Annotated in this window: 16 protein-coding genes and 1 other RNA gene; 7 read left to right on the forward strand and 10 right to left on the reverse strand. The window is 67.0% G+C overall.

Translation table 11 applies throughout. From position 1 onward, the window contains the following. The first annotated feature begins 132 nt into the window (after positions 1-132). Positions 133-993 (forward strand): endonuclease/exonuclease/phosphatase family protein, encoded by an 861-nt coding sequence (locus BAMB_RS08845; RefSeq protein WP_011657025.1) that lies wholly within the window; start codon positions 133-135, stop codon positions 991-993. A 27-nt stretch (positions 994-1,020) separates the two neighbouring features. Here BAMB_RS08845 and BAMB_RS08850 read toward each other — a convergent pair whose 3' ends face one another. The 10 genes from BAMB_RS08850 to ffs all read right to left on the reverse strand — a co-directional run bounded on the left by BAMB_RS08850 (position 1,021) and on the right by ffs (position 10,705). Next, a complete protein-coding gene (locus BAMB_RS08850; RefSeq protein ID WP_011657026.1) occupies positions 1,021-1,797 on the reverse strand; it encodes a 3'-5' exonuclease in 777 nt (258 codons plus the stop codon). A gap of 3 nt (positions 1,798-1,800) precedes the next feature. After that, a complete protein-coding gene (gene rpoS / locus BAMB_RS08855; RefSeq protein WP_011657027.1) occupies positions 1,801-2,886 on the reverse strand; it encodes an RNA polymerase sigma factor RpoS in 1,086 nt (361 codons plus the stop codon). Between the two features lie 11 nt (positions 2,887-2,897). Next, entirely contained in the window at positions 2,898-3,785 is an 888-nt protein-coding gene (locus tag BAMB_RS08860) for a peptidoglycan DD-metalloendopeptidase family protein (protein ID WP_011657028.1), read from the reverse strand. 5 nt (positions 3,786-3,790) lie between these two features. After that, positions 3,791-4,723 (reverse strand): protein-L-isoaspartate(D-aspartate) O-methyltransferase, encoded by a 933-nt coding sequence (locus tag BAMB_RS08865; protein WP_011657029.1) that lies wholly within the window; start codon positions 4,721-4,723, stop codon positions 3,791-3,793. Beyond that, positions 4,720-5,481: a 5'/3'-nucleotidase SurE gene (gene surE / locus BAMB_RS08870; RefSeq protein ID WP_011657030.1), complete on the reverse strand. Its 762-nt coding sequence runs from the start codon at positions 5,479-5,481 to the stop codon at positions 4,720-4,722. The genes BAMB_RS08865 and surE overlap by 4 nt, the downstream gene beginning before the upstream one ends. A 211-nt stretch (positions 5,482-5,692) precedes the next feature. After that, a complete protein-coding gene (locus BAMB_RS08875; RefSeq protein WP_011657031.1) occupies positions 5,693-6,898 on the reverse strand; it encodes a CaiB/BaiF CoA transferase family protein in 1,206 nt (401 codons plus the stop codon). Positions 6,899-6,946: 48 nt separating this feature from the next. Next, positions 6,947-7,543, reverse strand: coding sequence for a recombination mediator RecR (gene recR, locus BAMB_RS08880; protein WP_006755697.1), 597 nt, complete (start codon positions 7,541-7,543; stop codon positions 6,947-6,949). A 40-nt stretch (positions 7,544-7,583) separates the two neighbouring features. Beyond that, a complete protein-coding gene (locus tag BAMB_RS08885) occupies positions 7,584-7,910 on the reverse strand; it encodes a YbaB/EbfC family nucleoid-associated protein (protein ID WP_006755698.1) in 327 nt (108 codons plus the stop codon). Between the two features lie 94 nt (positions 7,911-8,004). Then, positions 8,005-10,479, reverse strand: a complete 2,475-nt coding sequence (locus BAMB_RS08890) for a DNA polymerase III subunit gamma/tau (RefSeq protein WP_011657032.1) — start codon at positions 10,477-10,479, stop codon at positions 8,005-8,007. 127 nt (positions 10,480-10,606) lie between these two features. After that, positions 10,607-10,705, reverse strand: an RNA gene (gene ffs, locus BAMB_RS33020) — signal recognition particle sRNA small type. A gap of 402 nt (positions 10,706-11,107) precedes the next feature. On the opposite strand from ffs, the gene trxA reads away from it, so the two are divergent. The 6 genes from trxA to BAMB_RS08920 all read left to right on the forward strand — a co-directional run bounded on the left by trxA (position 11,108) and on the right by BAMB_RS08920 (position 16,365). Then, entirely contained in the window at positions 11,108-11,434 is a 327-nt protein-coding gene (gene trxA, locus BAMB_RS08895; RefSeq protein WP_006402348.1) for a thioredoxin TrxA, read from the forward strand. Positions 11,435-11,629: 195 nt separating this feature from the next. Beyond that, positions 11,630-12,892: a transcription termination factor Rho gene (gene rho / locus BAMB_RS08900; RefSeq protein WP_006753675.1), complete on the forward strand. Its 1,263-nt coding sequence runs from the start codon at positions 11,630-11,632 to the stop codon at positions 12,890-12,892. Between the two features lie 129 nt (positions 12,893-13,021). Then, positions 13,022-13,522, forward strand: a complete 501-nt coding sequence (locus BAMB_RS08905) for a MerR family transcriptional regulator (protein WP_011657033.1) — start codon at positions 13,022-13,024, stop codon at positions 13,520-13,522. Further along, positions 13,519-15,075, forward strand: coding sequence for an MFS transporter (locus BAMB_RS08910; RefSeq protein WP_011657034.1), 1,557 nt, complete (start codon positions 13,519-13,521; stop codon positions 15,073-15,075). The genes BAMB_RS08905 and BAMB_RS08910 overlap by 4 nt, the downstream gene beginning before the upstream one ends. Positions 15,076-15,112: 37 nt before the next feature. Next, complete coding sequence (locus tag BAMB_RS08915) at positions 15,113-15,943, forward strand: M90 family metallopeptidase (RefSeq protein ID WP_011657035.1); 831 nt, start codon at positions 15,113-15,115, stop codon at positions 15,941-15,943. Positions 15,944-16,101: 158 nt separating this feature from the next. Further along, entirely contained in the window at positions 16,102-16,365 is a 264-nt protein-coding gene (locus BAMB_RS08920) for a type B 50S ribosomal protein L31 (RefSeq protein WP_006761151.1), read from the forward strand. Positions 16,366-16,534 lie beyond the last annotated feature (169 nt).

Here is a 16,534-nt window from a genome sequence, read left to right on the forward strand (position 1 = left end):
GCGCATGTGCCCATACGGATGCATCCACGGGCCACGTAATGCACAAGGGCCCGCAGGCGCAGTGTCTTGCCGACCCACCGGCGGCACAAGTTCTGCTCGCAGGTTGGCTCTCTGCTTGCAGGAGAATCGACCATGCGACTGATCGACTGGAACGTTCAATGGGGTCGGGACGCGGACGGCGTCGTCGACCTCGCGCGCACCATCGCCGCCGCCCGCCGCCTCGGCGACTTCGACGTGCTGTGCATGCAGGAAGTCACGCGCGGCTTCGGCGCGCTGCCCGGCCAGCCGGGCCCTGATCAGTTCACCGAACTGGCGGCGTTGCTGCCCGGCTATACGATCTTCGAGGCGATCGGCGCCGACCTGCCGCCGCTCGAACCCGACGCGGCGCGCCGGCAGTTCGGCAATGCGATCGCGACCCGGCTGCCGGTCGGACGCGTGCTGCGCCAGTTGCTGCCGTGGCCGGCCGACGCCAGCGGGCCGTCGATGCCGCGTGTCGCGCTGGAGGTCGAGCTGACGACGCCGTCGGGCGCGCTGCGTATCATCACGACGCACCTCGAATTCTATTCCGCGCGCCAGCGGCTCGCACAGGTGGATGCGATGCGCGCCCGGCACCGCGAAGCGTGCGCCCACGCCGACCAGCCCGCCCCGGCGGAGAACGCCACCGGACCGTTCACCGCGACCGGCCAGGCGCGCGACGCGATCATCTGCGGCGATTTCAACAGCGCGTTCGACAGCGATGCATACCGGCGCCTGCTGGAGCCGATCGCGGACGCGCCGTCGTTCGTCGATGCGTGGGTTGCCCGGCACGCGGGCCATACGCCGCCGCCGACCGCCGGCGTCTACGACACCGCGCAATGGTCGGACGGGCCGCTCGCGTGCGACTTCGTGTTCGTGACCGATACGCTGCTGCCGCGCGTCACGCGCTGCGAGATCGACGGCGACGTGCGCGCGTCGGATCACCAGCCGGTCGTGCTCGAGGTCGAGGTCGATTGATCGCGGCCGCGACGCGGGCCGCCCGCGTCACGCGTCGAAGCCGGCCAGGTATTCGGCCCAATGCGACGCAGGCTCCTGCGCAAGCGAATTCTTCACGAGCAGGATCTCGTCCGCATATTCGCTCGGCGTGAGGCCGCCGCGCATCAGCTGGAACCGGCAATACAGCAGGTAGGTGTTAACGACGTCGGTTTCGCAGTAGTTGCGGATTTCCTCGAGCCGTCCGTCCTGGAACGCCGGCCACACCTGGCTGCCGTCCATCCCCAGCTTGCCCGGAAAGCCGCACAGCTTCGCGAGCGCGTCGAGCGGCGCGTTCGCGCGCGCCTGATACATCGCGAGCACGTCCATCAGATCGGTATGCCGCGAGTGATAGCGCGCGATGTAGTTGTTCCACTTGAATTCGCGGTCGTCCTCGCCCAGATCCCAGTAGCGCGTCGCGGGAATCCCGTGCACGAGCGCACGGTAATGGAGCACCGGCAGGTCGAAGCCGCCGCCGTTCCACGACACGAGCTGCGGCGTGTATTTCTCGATCACGCGGTAGAACGACTGGATCAGCGTCGCCTCGTTGTCCTGGGGGGTGCCCAGCGAGCGCACACGGAAGCCGTTGTTGTCGCGGAACACGCAGGAAATCGCCGCGATGCGCTGCAGGTGATGCGGCAGGAAATCGCCGCCGGTCTTCTCGCGGCGCGCGGCGAACGCATGTTCGGCCACCGCGGCATCGTCGAGCGTCGCGGGCAGATCTTCCAGACGGCGAATGCCGTCGACATCGGGAATGGTCTCGATGTCAAAAACGAGAATCGGAGTCATCAGTTACAGAACGGCGTCCTTGCGAACGCCATTGGAGGCAAAGAACCGCTTGAGGCGCACCAGCGCTTCCTGCTGGATCTGCCGCACGCGCTCGCGCGTGAGCCCCATCTCGTCCGCCAGCTCCTCGAGCGTGGCCGGTTCGATGTGGTTCAGGCCGAAGCGGCGCTCGATCACGTGGCGGTGCTTGTCGGACAGACGTGACAGCCACGCGCGCGTGAGCGTCTCGAGCTCGCGGTGCTGCACCTCGGCGTCGGGCGACTGGCTCTGGTCGTCGGGCAGCAGATCGAGCAGGCTGCTCGCGGGATCGAGGTCGAGCGGTGCGTCGAGCGATGCGGTGTGCTCGTTGAGCGCGAGGATGTCGGTGACTTCCTCGGCGGTCTTGCCGGTGAGATAGGCGATGTCGTCGATGCTGGCTTCGCGGCGCTCGGCCGCCTCGCCCGTCGACATCGAATTCTTTTCGAGGTGGCGCTTCGCGCGCAGCACCTGGTTCAGCTCGCGGATCACGTGCACGGGCAGGCGCACGGTGCGCGCCTGGTTCATGATCGCCCGCTCGATGCTCTGGCGGATCCACCACGTCGCATAGGTCGAGAAGCGAAAGCCGCGCGTCGGGTCGAATTTCTCGATCGCGTGCATCAGGCCGAGGTTGCCTTCCTCGATCAGGTCGAGCAGCGGCACGCCGCGGTTCAGGTAACCCTTCGCGATACTGACGACGAGGCGCAGGTTGCGCTCGATCATCACCTGCCGCGCCTCGAATTCGCCGGCCTTCGCGAGACGCGAATAGCGCTGCTCCTCCTCGACGGTCAGGAGCGGCTTCACGCTGATGCGGTTCAGGTAATGCTGGATCGTGTCGGCCGTGAGCTCGGCCTGCAGCAATGCGCGGAAATCGTCGACGTCGGGCGCTGCTTCCGCACGGCCTTCGCGCTCGCCGTCGCCGTCCGCTTCGGCGTCGCTTGCCTCGAGATCACGTTCGTTTTCCGCGACGTCGTCTTCGTCGTCCTTCGAAGCGCCAGCTCGCCCCACCGATGCTTGCGTGGCACGACTGATCTTCTCAGACTCGGCTTGCGGCTCGTGGCGCTTCGATTTCGGCATGGTCGTCTCGGTTATTGAGGCGGCAAATACTTCAGCGGATCGACAGGTTTACCCTGCCGGCGAACCTCGAAATGCAGCATCACGCGGTCGGCATCGCTGTTACCCATCTCGGCGATCTTCTGCCCCTTCGTCACCGCGTCCCCCTCTTTTACCATCAAAGCGCGATTATGTGCATACGCCGTGAGGTAAGTTGCATCGTGTTTGATGATAATGAGGTTGCCGTAGCCACGCAGGCCATTGCCCGAGTAGACGACGCGGCCGTCGGCCGCCGCCTTCACGGGTTCACCCGACGTGCCGCCGATATTGACGCCCTTGTTCTTCGCGTCGTCGAAACCGTTCAGCAGCGGGCCGCGCACGGGCCATGCAAACGTCACGGGGCCGCTCGGCGCTGCTGCCGTATCGCTCGATGCGGCGGCGGCAGCCGGCGGCGCGACCGCGGACGACGACGCGCCTGCGGCCGGCGTCGCGGGACCACTGCTGAGCGGCGCGGTCGCGACGGCGGTGCCGCCGATCGGCGCGGCAACCTGCGAGCCGGCAACCGCGGCGCCACCCGGCGGCGCCACGCGCAGCAGTTGGTCGACTTCGATCTGGTTCGGGTTGGTCAGGTTGTTCCACGCGGCGATGTCGCGATAGTTCTGCCCGTTCTCGAGTGCGATCCGGTACAGCGTGTCACCCGGTTTCACCCGGTAGAAGCCGGGCGGCGGCGGGCCGAGCGGCACTGCCGGCTGCGCGGCAGCGGTCGTGCCGAGCGTTCCGGAGCGGTCGACGACGGGCGCGTTGTCGAGGCGCGTCGCACAGGCGGCCAGTAGCGTGGAGAATGCAGCCACACAGATCGCGCGCTGGGCGAACGTGAGCGGTTCCCTGGTTCGGTTGTTTTGCATCGCGCGCAACATACTCATCGGTTTCAAATCACTCCGGATTTTAAAGGGACAAAGAAAACACGATCAAGCCGGGACTCTCGCCATTGCGCGGGCGCGACGCGCTCGACCAGCGTGAGCACCTGGTGCTGCCCGCTCTGCGCGCCGACCGGCGCGACGAGCCGCCCGCCGATCGCGAGCTGCTCGAGCAGCGCCTGCGGCACGTCGAGCCCCGCCGCCGCGATCACGATCGCGTCGAACGGCGCGGCGGACGGCAGGCCGACACGCCCGTCGCCATAATGCAAACGGATGTTCGGCACGCGCAGCGGCCGCAGGTTCAGCTTCGCGCGCTCGTAGAGCGGCTTGATGCGTTCAATCGAATACACGTCGCGCGCTACGTGACTCAGCACCGCGGCCTGGTAGCCGCAACCGGTGCCGATCTCGAGCACGCGCTCGAGTGTGCGGCCGGCCATCGCGAGCTCGATCATGCGCGCGACGACCGACGGCTTTGAGATCGTTTGCTGGTGGCCGATCGGCAACGCGGCATCCTCGTAGGCCTGCGTCGCGAGCCCCGGATCCACGAACATGTGGCGCGGCACCGCGGCCATCGCATCCAGCACGCGCGCGTCGGTCACGCCGTTCGCGCGCAGGCGTTCGACCATGCGCTCGCGCACACGTTCCGAGGTCAGCGCGAACGCGCCGGCCGGCGCGATCGTCGGCGCGGCCGGCTTCGGCATCGCGGGCTTCAGCACGGTCGGCTTCGGTGCGGTCGCAGGCTTCGCGGCGGCCGTGCCGGGCAGCGCGCGAGCGGCGCCCGTCTTCGCCACCGGCTTGAGCACGGCGGCGGGCTTGTCGGCGGCCTTCGGCACCGCGCTCGCCGCATGGCGTTCGCCGGACCCGGACCGGACTTCCGATTTGCGTGGCGCTCGCTTGAGATCTTCGAGCGCGAGCGGGAACCGCTTCGCGCGCTCGCCGCTCATGAAGCCCGCCCGCCTGCACGCGCCCATTCGCGCGTTGCAGGCAGCATTTGCGTATGCGTGAGATCGAGCTGCAGCGGCGTGATCGACACGAAACCGTTTGCGACGGCGTGGAAATCGGTACCTTCGCTCGCGTCCAGCGCGGCACCCGCTGCACCGATCCAGTAGACCGGCTCGCCGCGCGGGTCGGTCTGGCGAATCACCGGCTGCGACGGGTGGCGCTTGCCGAGGCGCGTGACCTTCCAGCCCCTCAGCTCGTCGTACGGCAGATTCGGAATATTGACGTTCAGCAACGGCTGACCGGGCAGCGGATGCGCGAGGTAATGCTCGACGATTTCCGCGGCGACGCGCGCGGCGTCGGCCAGATGCGCCCAGCCCTTGTCGGCCAGCGAGAACGCGATGGCCGGCACGCCGAACATGATGCCTTCGGTGGCGGCCGCAACTGTCCCTGAATAGAGGGTGTCTTCGCCCATGTTCTGGCCGTTGTTGATCCCCGACACGACGAGGTCCGGACGCTCGTCGGCCATCCCCGTCAACGCGACGTGCACCGAGTCGGTCGGCGTGCCGTTCACGTAGAAGAAACCCGTATTCGTCGCGCGCTGCACCGACAGCGGCCGCGACAGCGTGAGGGAATTCGACGCGCCGCTGCAGTTCTGCTCGGGTGCGATCACGGTGAGGTCGGCCAACGGCCGCAGCGCGTCGCTGAGCGCGGCGAGACCGGGGGCGAGATAGCCGTCGTCGTTGCTGAGTAGGATTCGCATCCGGCGATTGTAACCGAGGAAAGATGGCGCGAGAGCGACAGTCCGGCGGCGTCTGACGGGCCCGCGCGCAGCTCGCGCATGCGGTGCGCCGCCGCACTGCGCGGCGGCGTTCCACCCACTCGGGAAAACACTCGGCTGCCCGCAGTCATCGACCCGGAAGGAAGTCCCGTCCGGGAAACCCCGCGCGCTTCGCCGGCGCTGGGGACGACGCTCAGATCGCGCCGGCCTCGCGCAGCGCGGCGATCGCCTGCGCGTCGTAGCCGAGGCCGCGCAGCACCTCTTCCGTGTGCTCGCCGAGTTCGGGCCCGAGCCAGCGCGTTTCGCCCGGCGTGCCGGACAGCTTCGGCGTGACGTTCGGCAGCGGAATGTCGGTGCCGTCGGCGAGCTTGAAACGCTGGATCATCTGTCGCGCGACGAACTGGGGATCGGTGAACATGTCGGCGGCGCTGTAGATGCGCCCGGCCGGCACGTCGGCCGCGTTGAGCACGGCCAGCGCGTCGTCGATCGTGCGCGGCGCGAGCCACGCGGCGATCGCGTCGTCGATTTCCTGCGTGCGCGGCACGCGTCCGTCGTTGCGTGCGAGTGCGGGATCGTCCGCGAGGTCGTCGCGCTCGATCGCCTTCATCAGCCGCTTGAAGATCGGGTCGCTGTTGCCGCCGATCACGATGCTGCCGTCGCGACACGCGTAGGTGTTCGACGGCACGATGCCCGGCAGCGACGCGCCGGTGCGCTCGCGCACCATCCCGTACACGCCGTATTCGGGCACCACGCTTTCCATCATGTTGAATACCGCTTCATACAGCGCAACGTCGACCACCTGCCCCGCGCCGCCATTCACGTTGCGGTGGTGGAGCGCCATCAGCGCGCCGATCACGCCGTGCAGCGCGGCGATCGAGTCGCCGATCGAGATGCCGATGCGCGGCGGCGGCAACTCCGGATAGCCGGTGATGTGACGCAATCCGCCCATCGATTCGGCGATCGCGCCGAAGCCGGGCCGGTCGCGGTACGGGCCCGTCTGCCCGTAGCCGGACAGGCGCACCATCACGAGACCGGGGTTGTCGGCCGACAGGATGTCGTAGCCGAGGCCGAGCTTCTCGAGCAGGCCCGGGCGAAAGTTTTCGACCACGATGTCGGCCTCGCGCGCGAGCTGCCGCGCGATCGCCTTGCCGGCATCGGATTTCAGGTTGAGGGTGACCGATTTCTTGTTGCGCGCCTGGACCGACCACCACAGCGACGTGCCGCCCTGCTCCGGATGCAGCTTGCGCCACTTGCGCAGCGGGTCGCCGCCGTTCGGATCCTCGATCTTGATCACTTCCGCGCCGAATTCGGCCAAGAGGCGCGACGCGAACGGCCCCGCGATCAGCGTCCCGAATTCGAGCACTTTGACGCCCGCGAGCGGGCCCTGACTGGTGCTCATGTGTCTCCCTGACATGAGGAACGGCGCCGCTCGCCGGCGGCGCCCGGCTTACATCGTGCGGCGGTCGAGCATCGCGCGGGCGATGGTGCCCGCGTCGACGTATTCGAGCTCGCCGCCGACCGGCACGCCGCGCGCGAGGCGCGTGACCGCGAGCCCGCGCGCCTTCAGCGTCTGGCCGAGGTAGTGCGCGGTGGCTTCGCCCTCGTTCGTGAAGTTGGTCGCGAGCACGACCTCCTTGACGACGCCGTCGGACGCGCGCCGCACGAGGCGGTCGAAATGGATTTCCTTCGGGCCGATCCCGTCGAGCGGGCTCAGCCGCCCCATCAGCACGAAATACAGCCCGCGGTACGTCATCGTCTGCTCGAGCATGATCTGGTCGGCCGGCGTCTCAACGACGCACAGCAGCGTCGGATCACGCTCGTCGTCGCTGCACACCTCGCAGATCTGCGCTTCCGTGAACGTGTTGCACTTCTCGCAGTGCTGCAGGTGCTCGGTCGCGAACAGCAGCGACCGGCCGAGCCGCTCCGCGCCCTCCCGATCGTGCTGCATCAGGTGGTACGCCATGCGCTGCGCGGATTTCGGCCCGACGCCGGGCAGGACACGCAGCGCCTCGACGAGCGCGGACAGGGCGGACGGCTGTTTCATACGGCGGCTGGAGGCTGAACGGGCTGAACGGACGCTGCGCTCAGAACGGCAGCTTGAAGCCCGGGGGCAGCGGCAGGCCCGACGTCATGCCGCTCATCTTCTCCTGCGACGTCGCTTCGGCCTTGCGGACGGCATCGTTGAACGCGGCCGCGACCAGATCCTCGAGCATGTCCTTGTCGTCCGCGAGCAGGCTCGGGTCGATCGCCACGCGACGCACTTCGTTGCGGCACGTCATCGTCACCTTGACGAGGCCGGCGCCCGACTGCCCTTCGACTTCGATCTGCGCAAGCTGCTCCTGCATCTTCTTCATGTTTTCCTGCATTTGCTGCGCTTGCTTCATCAGTCCGGCGAGGTTGCCTTTCAACATGGGAATACTCCTTCTTGATCGTGTGAAAACCGGCACGCGGCGCATGCCGGTCAATGTGTGCGGGCGTGATTGTGCCTGTCGCGGTGCGATTCGTTCAATGCAACGTGGGCGGCGCGCCGTCCGGCGCCGAATCGGCGAGCGGCCGCACCGAGCCTTCGACGATACGCGCGCCGAAATCACGGACGAGCTGCTGGACGAACGGATCGCCGTGGATCTCCTGCTCGGCCTCGCGCTGGCGGGCCGCACGCGCGGCCGCATCGAGCGCCGCCGCGGTGCGCCGCGCGGGCCCGACCTCGACCGCGACCTCGACCGGCTTGCCGAGCGCGTCGGCCAGCGCAGCCTTCAGCTTCGCGACCTGGGCGGCGTCCGCATACTGCGGCACCGGCACGGACAGTTTCAACGTCGTCGCGTCGACGGCCGTCAGCTCGCTGTTGAACGCAAGCTGATACGCGACGCCCTTCAGCGGCAACCGTGCGGCCAGCGCCGGCCATTCGCCGTCGAAGCCGATCGGATCGAGCGCGATCGCGGGCGGCAGCGGGCGCGTGTCGACCGGTGCGGACGGACGGGCCTCCGCCGGCTTCGGCGCAATGCGCACGTCGTCGGGGCCGCTGTCGAATACCGGGACGAAGCCGTCGTCGGCCCCACCGCCGAACATCTCGTCGGCGCTGAGCGGCACGTATTCGTCCGGCGGGATGTCTTCCCACGGCGGCGGCGCCTGACGCGTGTCGGCAGCCTGCGGCGCGCGAGCTGCCGCACGCGGCGTCGGCACCTGCACGGCGGGACGCGACGGCGCCGGTTTGTCGGCGGCCGGCTGGGCCGCGGCCGATTTCGGCGCGGCGTCCGCTCGCGAGCGGTCGGACGACACGCGCATGCCGGCATTGCGCAGCACGTCGAGTGCGGCGGCTGCGCCACCGCGGGCCGACGGGCGCGCTGCAGGTGCTGCAGGCGCGGCCGGCGTGGCACGCGGCGCCGGTTCGGCAGGCGCTGCAGGTTCGTCGATGCGCTTGGCGACAGCAGGCGCCGCAGGTTCGTCGACGCGCTTGGCGACAGCAGGCGCCGCAGGTTCGTCGACACGCTTGGCGGCGGCAGACGGTTCAGGTTCGTTGCGCACGGCCGGCGGCGCGTCGCTCGCTGGTGCCACCTGAGGTGCCGGGTTCGCTTGCGGCTGCGGTGCGGCCGGCGCTTCGGCCGAAGCCGCAGCCGGCGTCGCGACAGGCTTCACGGCCGACGAAGTCACTGCATCGCCGGACTGGACCGGCGACGGCCGCGCGGCGGGCGCGACTGGAGCGGCAGCCTGCGGGCGTACGGCCTCCGCGGCGGCGGCCGGTGCGGCTACCGCTGGCGCCTTGGGTGCCGGTGCCGCTACGGGTACCGCAGCCGACTTGGGCGCCGCAGCCGACACAGCGGCAGCGGTCGCACGCGGCGCGGGCGCGGGGACGGCACGCGGCACGGCCGGCTGGCCACCCGGCGCACTGCCGGCGCCGACGGCCGGCTCGAACGCGAGCATCCGCAGCAGCGTCATCGTGAAGCCGGCGTATTCGTCCGGCGCGAGGCCGAGCTCCGCGCGTCCGACCGTCGCGATCTGATAGAACAACTGAACCTGCTCGGGGCTCAGCGCGTCCGCGAAGCGGCGCAGGTCGGCCGCTTCCGGCCATTCGTCGAGCACCGAGCCCGGCGCGAACTGCGCCCATGCGATCCGGTGCAGCAAGCTCGCGAGATCCTGCAGCGCGGTGGAAAACGACAGGCTGCGCAGCGACATCTCGTCGGCGATCGTGAGGATCTCCGGGCCGTTGCCGGCCGCGAGCGCATCGAGCAAGCGCACCATGTAGGTCTGGTCGAGCGCGCCGAGCATGCCGGACACCGCCGCTTCGGTCACTTCGTTCGCCGAATAGGCGATCGCCTGGTCGGTCAGCGACAGCGCATCGCGCATGCTGCCCTGCGCGGCGCGCGCGAGCAGACGCAGCGCCTGCAGCTCGAACGAAATCTGCTCTTCGCCGAGAATCCGCTCGAGATGCGACACGATGTGCCCGGCCGGCATCTGCTTCAGGTTGAACTGCAGGCAGCGCGACAGCACGGTGACGGGAATCTTCTGCGGGTCGGTCGTCGCGAGGATGAACTTGACGTGCGGCGGCGGCTCCTCGAGCGTCTTCAGCATTGCGTTGAACGCGTGGTTCGTCAGCATGTGCACTTCGTCGATCATGTAGACCTTGAAGCGCGCATCGACGGGCGCGTACACCGCGCGCTCGAGCAGCGCGGCCATCTCGTCGACGCCGCGGTTGCTCGCCGCGTCCATCTCGACGTAGTCGACGAAGCGGCCTTCGTCGATCTCGCGGCATGCGCGGCACACGCCGCACGGCTGCGACGTGACGCCGGTTTCACAGTTGAGCGCCTTCGCGAAAATCCGCGACAGCGTCGTCTTGCCGACGCCGCGGGTTCCGGTAAACAGATAGGCGTGATGGAGACGCCCGCCGTCGAGCGCGTGCGTGAGCGCCCTGACGACGTGCTCCTGGCCGACGAGCGAAGCGAAATCCTTCGGACGCCACTTGCGTGCGAGAACTTGATAGGTCATCGGGAAATTGTATCAGTAACGCTGCGTCGCGCCGACACGCGAAACGGTGCGGAGAACGGGCAACGCGCAGGAAAAACGGAGAATGACGCAGAAATAAAAAACGCCCAACGAACGGGGCGAGAGGAGAGGTGACGAGCCCAACCCTCGGCACTGGCAGAAAACGATTGTGGCTGCTTCGTTCCCGACCTGACCAGGTTCACCGCCCCACCATGCGAGGAGGCCCGTCACGGCATATTCTATCACCGCTTCCGGTCGAATGCGACCGTTTGTTCGCAACAATGCGAGGGATCGAGCAAACCGGCGCGCGCATGGGCGCATGAAGCCGGGGCGCGACGCACCAAATAACCGCGGCTCTTGTATTTTGCATGCGGGCCTCCACCTTCGGAACACAACGGTCGAACGGCGCGTCGTACCCCTACTCGCGTAGCGGCTACTATCGCCGCCCGCAGCAGATAGCAATTTAGGCTAATATGACGCCCGAACGACCCGCGAGCCGCGCCATGCAGCGCCTGCGCCCTTCCTTCCGGAGAGCGGAGTGACCTGCCGCAGCGGCCGGCAGCCGTCAGGCCGCCGGAGCGCCGCAACGCGCCAAGCAGGCAGTCCCCGAACCGTAAGAGGTATTGACCCAATGAGCGAACAGATCAAACACATCAGCGACGCATCGTTCGAACAGGACGTCGTCAAATCCGACAAGCCCGTGCTCGTCGACTTCTGGGCCGAATGGTGCGGCCCGTGCAAGATGATCGCCCCGATCCTCGACGAAGTCGCGAAGGACTACGGCGACAAGCTGCAGATCGCGAAGATCAACGTCGACGACAACCAGGCGACGCCCGCGAAGTTCGGCGTGCGCGGCATTCCGACGCTGATCCTGTTCAAGAACGGCGCGGCCGCCGCGCAGAAGGTCGGCGCGCTGTCGAAGTCGCAGCTCACCGCATTCCTGGACAGCCACCTGTAATACGGGCCGTTCCTCGGACGTGTTGTCAACCGACAACACGTCCGCCGCCAAGCCGCCGATCGGCCGCTCAGGCACGAATCAGCATATGCTAGAATCAAAAAACGTCTACAAGACGCATTAAGTCTCAGAGCGCCTCAGCTCGCCCCTCCTCCCTTATTTCTTTTCGTCGCTTCTCCTCCCTGGCGGGTTCTCCGTATGCATTTATCCGAGCTCAAGTCTCTGCACGTGTCCGAACTGATCGAAATGGCCAATGGCCTGGAGATCGAAAACGCGAACCGCCTGCGCAAGCAGGAGCTGATGTTCGCCATTCTCAAAAAGCGCGCCAAGACGGGAGAGACGATCTTCGGCGACGGCACGCTCGAAGTACTCCCGGACGGCTTCGGCTTCCTGCGCTCGCCGGAAATGTCGTACCTCGCAAGTACCGACGACATCTATATCAGCCCGTCGCAGATTCGCCGCTTCAATCTGCACACCGGCGACACGATCGAAGGTGAAGTCCGCACGCCGAAGGACGGCGAGCGCTACTTCGCGCTGGTGAAGGTCGACAAAGTCAACGGGCAGCCGCCCGAGGCCTCGAAACACAAGATCATGTTCGAGAACCTCACGCCGCTGCACCCGAACAAGCCGCTGGCGCTCGAACGCGAGATGCGCGGCGAAGAGAACGTCACGGGCCGCATCATCGACATGATCGCGCCGATCGGCAAGGGCCAGCGCGGCCTGCTCGTCGCGTCGCCGAAGTCGGGCAAGACCGTGATGCTCCAGCACATCGCACACGCGATCAAGCAGAACCACCCGGACGTCGTCCTGTTCGTGCTGCTGATCGACGAGCGCCCCGAAGAAGTGACCGAAATGCAGCGCTCGGTCGCCGGCGAAGTGATCGCATCGACGTTCGACGAACCGGCCACGCGTCACGTGCAGGTCGCCGAAATGGTGATCGAGAAGGCCAAGCGCCTCGTCGAAATGAAGCACGACGTCGTGATTCTGCTCGACTCGATCACGCGTCTCGCACGCGCTTACAACACCGTGATCCCGGCGTCGGGCAAGGTGCTGACGGGCGGTGTCGACGCGAACGCACTGCAGCGTCCGAAGCGCTTCTTCGGCGCGGCGCGCAACATCGAGGAAGGCGGCTCGCTGACGATCATCGGCACCGCGCTGATCGAAACCGGTAGCCGCATGGATGACGTGATCTACGAAGAGTTCAAGGGCACCGGCAACATGGAAGTGCACCTCGAGCGCCGCCTCGCGGAAAAGCGCGTCTATCCTTCGATCAACCTGAACAAGTCGGGCACGCGTCGCGAAGAAATGCTGATCAAGCCCGAGATCCTTCAAAAGATCTGGGTGCTGCGCAAGTTCATCCACGACATGGACGAAGTCGAGGCCATGGAATTCCTGCTCGACAAGATCCGTCAGACGAAGAGCAACTCCGAGTTCTTCGACCTGATGCGCCGCGGCGGCTGATCGCCCTCGCCCGCACGAACGGCCGCCCGCGCTTTTGCCCGGCGGCCGTTTTTTCGACCCAACCTGTACGTGAACGTACAGGTTGATCTATAATCGCGCCATCGCACCGACCGAAGCCCGCCCCTCCCCATGCCGAACGATGCCTCCGCCCCGTTGCTGACCGTGAGTGACGCCGCGTCGCGGCTCGGCGTCACGCCGCGCACGCTGAAGTATTACGAGGAGCGCGGACTCGTCACGCCGTCGCGCAGCGGCGGCCGCTATCGCCTTTACGATGAGGCCGATCTCGAACGCTTTGCCCGCATCCTGCGGCTGCGCGCGCTCGGCTTTTCGCTGCACGGCATCACCGAGATGCTCAAGCGTCCGCTGGAAGAAACGGGCGACGGCCGGCGCCGCTATTCGGACGCGTCGCTGCGCGACATCCGCACGGGCCTCGCCGAGCAGATCGACACGCTCGACCAGCGGATCGCGGCCGTCCAGCGCGAACTGAAGGAAGCCGTCGCGCTGCGCAAGGAACTGCAGCACGACATCGACTACATCGAGCGGCGGCTCGCGGGCGAAAATCCCGACGCGCTGATCGCGCAGCGGCAGGCCGAAGCCCGCACGCGCCGCGCGCGCAAGGACCGGGAATGAACGTCGCGCGCGGTCGCTCGCCGCTGTGGAGCCGCGCGAACCTGCGCGCGGATCTCTTCCCATGGGCGCTCGCGCTCGTCACCGGCATCGACTACTTCGACAACGCAGTCTTCTCGTTCTTCGCGAGCTACATCGCAGGCGGCATCAACGCGTCGCCCGACGAACTCGTGTGGTCATCCAGCGCCTATGCGGTCACGGCGGTGCTCGGCATCCTGCAGCAGCAATGGTGGGTCGACCGGCTCGGACATCGCCGCTACGTCGCCGGCTGCATGCTGATGTTCTCGTTCGGCGCGATCGCGGCGGCATTCGCCGACACGTCGCTCGAGCTCGCGTTCGCGCGCGCCTTCCAGGGCTACTTCATCGGCCCGATGATGGGTGCGTGCCGGATCCTGATCCAGATCAGCTTCAAGCCGCAGGCGCGGCCGCCCGCCACGCGCGCGTTCCTGATCATGATCCTGCTCGGCAGCGCGCTCGCGCCGATCGTCGGCGGGCTGCTCGTCGCGCATTCGACGTGGCGCGCGCTGTTCGCGTGCACGGCGCCTGCCGGCATCGCGTTCGCGATCCTCGCCCTCCTCACGCTGCCCGATTCGGGCAGGACGCCCGACGACGTACGCGGCTCCGGACATTTCTGGCCGTACATCGTGTTCGCGCTCGCGCAAGGCGCGCTGCAGATCGTGCTGCAGCAGGTGCACTACCAGCTCTACAGCGGCTCGCCGATGCTGATCATGCTGACGTTCGTCGGCGTGGCCGCGCTCGCGTGGTTCGCCTATCACCAGTGGCACCATCCGACGCCCCTCGTGCGGCTGCATGCGTTTCGCGAGCGCACGTTCCAGGTCGGATTGCTGCTGTACATGTTCTATTACTACGAGTCGACCGGCTTCAGCTACCTGACTTCCCGCCTGCTCGAGGGCGGGCTCGGCTATCCGGTCGAGAACGCCGGACGCCTGGTCGGCACGATGTCGCTGATCTCGGCGACCGCGCTGTTCGCTTACCTGCGCTACGCGAAGCACGTCACGCACAAGAAATGGTTCGTGGTACCGGGTTTCGCGATCGCGATCGCCGCCGCGCTGTGGATGACGCGGATGACGCCGCAGGTCGGCGAGGCCGCGCTGATCGGCCCGCTGCTGTTGCGCGGGCTCTTGCTGCTGTTCATCGTGCTGCCGGTCGCGAACCTGACGTTCCGCATCTTCGCGATCGACGAATACACGCACGGCTACCGGCTGAAGAACATCGTGCGGCAACTCACGATCTCGTTCGCGACGTCATCGGTGATCATCGTCGAGCAGCACCGGCTGGCCGTGCATCAGACGCGGCTCGTCGAGCGCGCGAACGTGTTCGATCCGCTGTTCCAGCAGACCGTCGACGCGCTCGCGCGCAGCTATGCGGCAGCCGGCCATGCGCTGAACGACGCGCACGCCCTTGCGATCGCGTCGGTCGCGCGGATGGTCGCGCAACAGGCGTCGTTCCTCGCGTCGCTCGACGGTTTCTATTTCCTCGCGGGCGTCGCGCTCGTCGGCGGCCTCTTCGCGGCATGGCAAAAAGAGATCGATTGAGTTAAAAGACAGGCTTTGGATCTTCCGCGCTGCCTCCATGCTTTCGAAACTGACCCGCTGGTTCGACGACCGCCGCCGCGACCGCGCGCTGCGCAGCCATCCGATTGCCGATGCGTTGTGGCAGGACACCGTGGCGCGCCTGCCGTTTCTCGACGCGCTGCTGCCCAGCGACCTGGGCCGGTTGCGCGAACTCACGAGCCTGTTCATCGCGAAGAAGTCGTTTTCGACCGCGCACGGGCTCGAGCTGACCGACGAGATGATCGTCGCGATCGCCGCGCAGGCATGCCTGCCCGTGCTGAATCTGGATTTGTCGCTGTACGACGGCTGGGTCGGCGTCGTCGTGTATCCGGGCGAATTCGTGATCCGCAAGACCGTGCAGGACGAGGACGGCGTCGTGCATGAAGTCGAGCAGGACGCGAGCGGCGAGGCGTGGGAAGGCGGCCCCGTGATCCTGTCGTGGGAAGACGCGCAGATGACGGACGGCCGCGACGCGTACAACGTCGTGATCCACGAGTTCGCGCACAAGATCGACATGGTCAACGGCGAGGCCGACGGCTATCCGCCCCTTTTTCGCCGGTGGCACGCGCCGCACCTCGACGCGCAGGCCTGGGCCGACGTGTTCGAGCATGCGTACGACCAGTTCTGCGCACGCGTCGATGCGGTGCCGGACCGTGCGTGGGCGCGCTTCGAGCGGGAATCGCTGATCGATCCGTATGCGGCCGACCACCCGTCGGAATTCTTCGCGGTGTGCAGCGAAGCGCTGTTCGTGCGGCCACGCGCGTTCGAGTCCGAATTTCCGGAGCTGTACCGGCTGCTGGCGCGTTACTACCGGCAGGATCCGGCCCGCACGGGCGCCCTCGGCGCGTGATGAAAATTATTCGTCAACCATCTGATTTTCTGGCATAATCGCCGTTTTTCGACCTTAGGCAAGTGGCTCGCGCCGGGCTTGGCGTCGTCTGGCAGCGCAATTTTGCGCTCCGATACGGCAAGCGGCGGGTTGGCTACCGCTCTCACCAAGGAAAGACCATGAAAGAAGGCATCCACCCGAACTACCGCGAAGTCGTCTTCCAAGACATGTCGAACGGCTTCAAGTTCATCACGCGCTCGACGATCCAGACGCGTGAAAACATCGAACTCGACGGCAAGACCTACCCGCTCGCCAAGATCGAAGTGTCGTCGGAATCGCACTCGTTCTACACCGGCCAGCAAAAGATCATGGACACGGCAGGCCGTGTCGAGAAGTTCAAGAACAAGTTCGGCGCACGCGCCAGCGGCAAACTCGCGAAGTAAGCTTCGCGCCGCATCCGGTGGTTGCAACGCACCGGTATCGCACAAAAGGGCAGCCCAGGCTGCCCTTTTTTGTCTCTGCTCGCCCGGCAACGGCCGGCCGGCACCCCGAGGAACCCCCTGACGCGCACCATCCGGCACGTCTACAATGCCGGATGCTAGAAACCGGCTC

This window comes from Burkholderia ambifaria AMMD (assembly GCF_000203915.1).
GTDB lineage: Bacteria > Pseudomonadota > Gammaproteobacteria > Burkholderiales > Burkholderiaceae > Burkholderia > Burkholderia ambifaria.

Bases quoted from the DNA above. Each gene is read 5' to 3' on its own strand.
- BAMB_RS08860 (WP_011657028.1), bottom strand. From the start codon at position 3,785: ATGAGTATGTTGCGCGCGATGCAAAACAACCGAACCAGGGAACCGCTC.
- BAMB_RS08845 (WP_011657025.1), top strand. From the start codon at position 133: ATGCGACTGATCGACTGGAACGTTCAATGGGGTCGGGACGCGGACGGC.
- rpoS (WP_011657027.1), bottom strand. From the start codon at position 2,886: ATGCCGAAATCGAAGCGCCACGAGCCGCAAGCCGAGTCTGAGAAGATC.
- rho (WP_006753675.1), top strand. From the start codon at position 11,630: ATGCATTTATCCGAGCTCAAGTCTCTGCACGTGTCCGAACTGATCGAA.
- BAMB_RS08905 (WP_011657033.1), top strand. From the start codon at position 13,022: ATGCCGAACGATGCCTCCGCCCCGTTGCTGACCGTGAGTGACGCCGCG.
- BAMB_RS08890 (WP_011657032.1), bottom strand. From the start codon at position 10,479: ATGACCTATCAAGTTCTCGCACGCAAGTGGCGTCCGAAGGATTTCGCT.
- surE (WP_011657030.1), bottom strand. From the start codon at position 5,481: ATGCGAATCCTACTCAGCAACGACGACGGCTATCTCGCCCCCGGTCTC.
- BAMB_RS08850 (WP_011657026.1), bottom strand. From the start codon at position 1,797: ATGACTCCGATTCTCGTTTTTGACATCGAGACCATTCCCGATGTCGAC.
- recR (WP_006755697.1), bottom strand. From the start codon at position 7,543: ATGAAACAGCCGTCCGCCCTGTCCGCGCTCGTCGAGGCGCTGCGTGTC.
- BAMB_RS08885 (WP_006755698.1), bottom strand. From the start codon at position 7,910: ATGTTGAAAGGCAACCTCGCCGGACTGATGAAGCAAGCGCAGCAAATG.
- BAMB_RS08865 (WP_011657029.1), bottom strand. From the start codon at position 4,723: ATGAGCGGCGAGCGCGCGAAGCGGTTCCCGCTCGCGCTCGAAGATCTC.
- trxA (WP_006402348.1), top strand. From the start codon at position 11,108: ATGAGCGAACAGATCAAACACATCAGCGACGCATCGTTCGAACAGGAC.
- BAMB_RS08875 (WP_011657031.1), bottom strand. From the start codon at position 6,898: ATGAGCACCAGTCAGGGCCCGCTCGCGGGCGTCAAAGTGCTCGAATTC.
- BAMB_RS08920 (WP_006761151.1), top strand. From the start codon at position 16,102: ATGAAAGAAGGCATCCACCCGAACTACCGCGAAGTCGTCTTCCAAGAC.
- BAMB_RS08910 (WP_011657034.1), top strand. From the start codon at position 13,519: ATGAACGTCGCGCGCGGTCGCTCGCCGCTGTGGAGCCGCGCGAACCTG.
- BAMB_RS08915 (WP_011657035.1), top strand. From the start codon at position 15,113: ATGCTTTCGAAACTGACCCGCTGGTTCGACGACCGCCGCCGCGACCGC.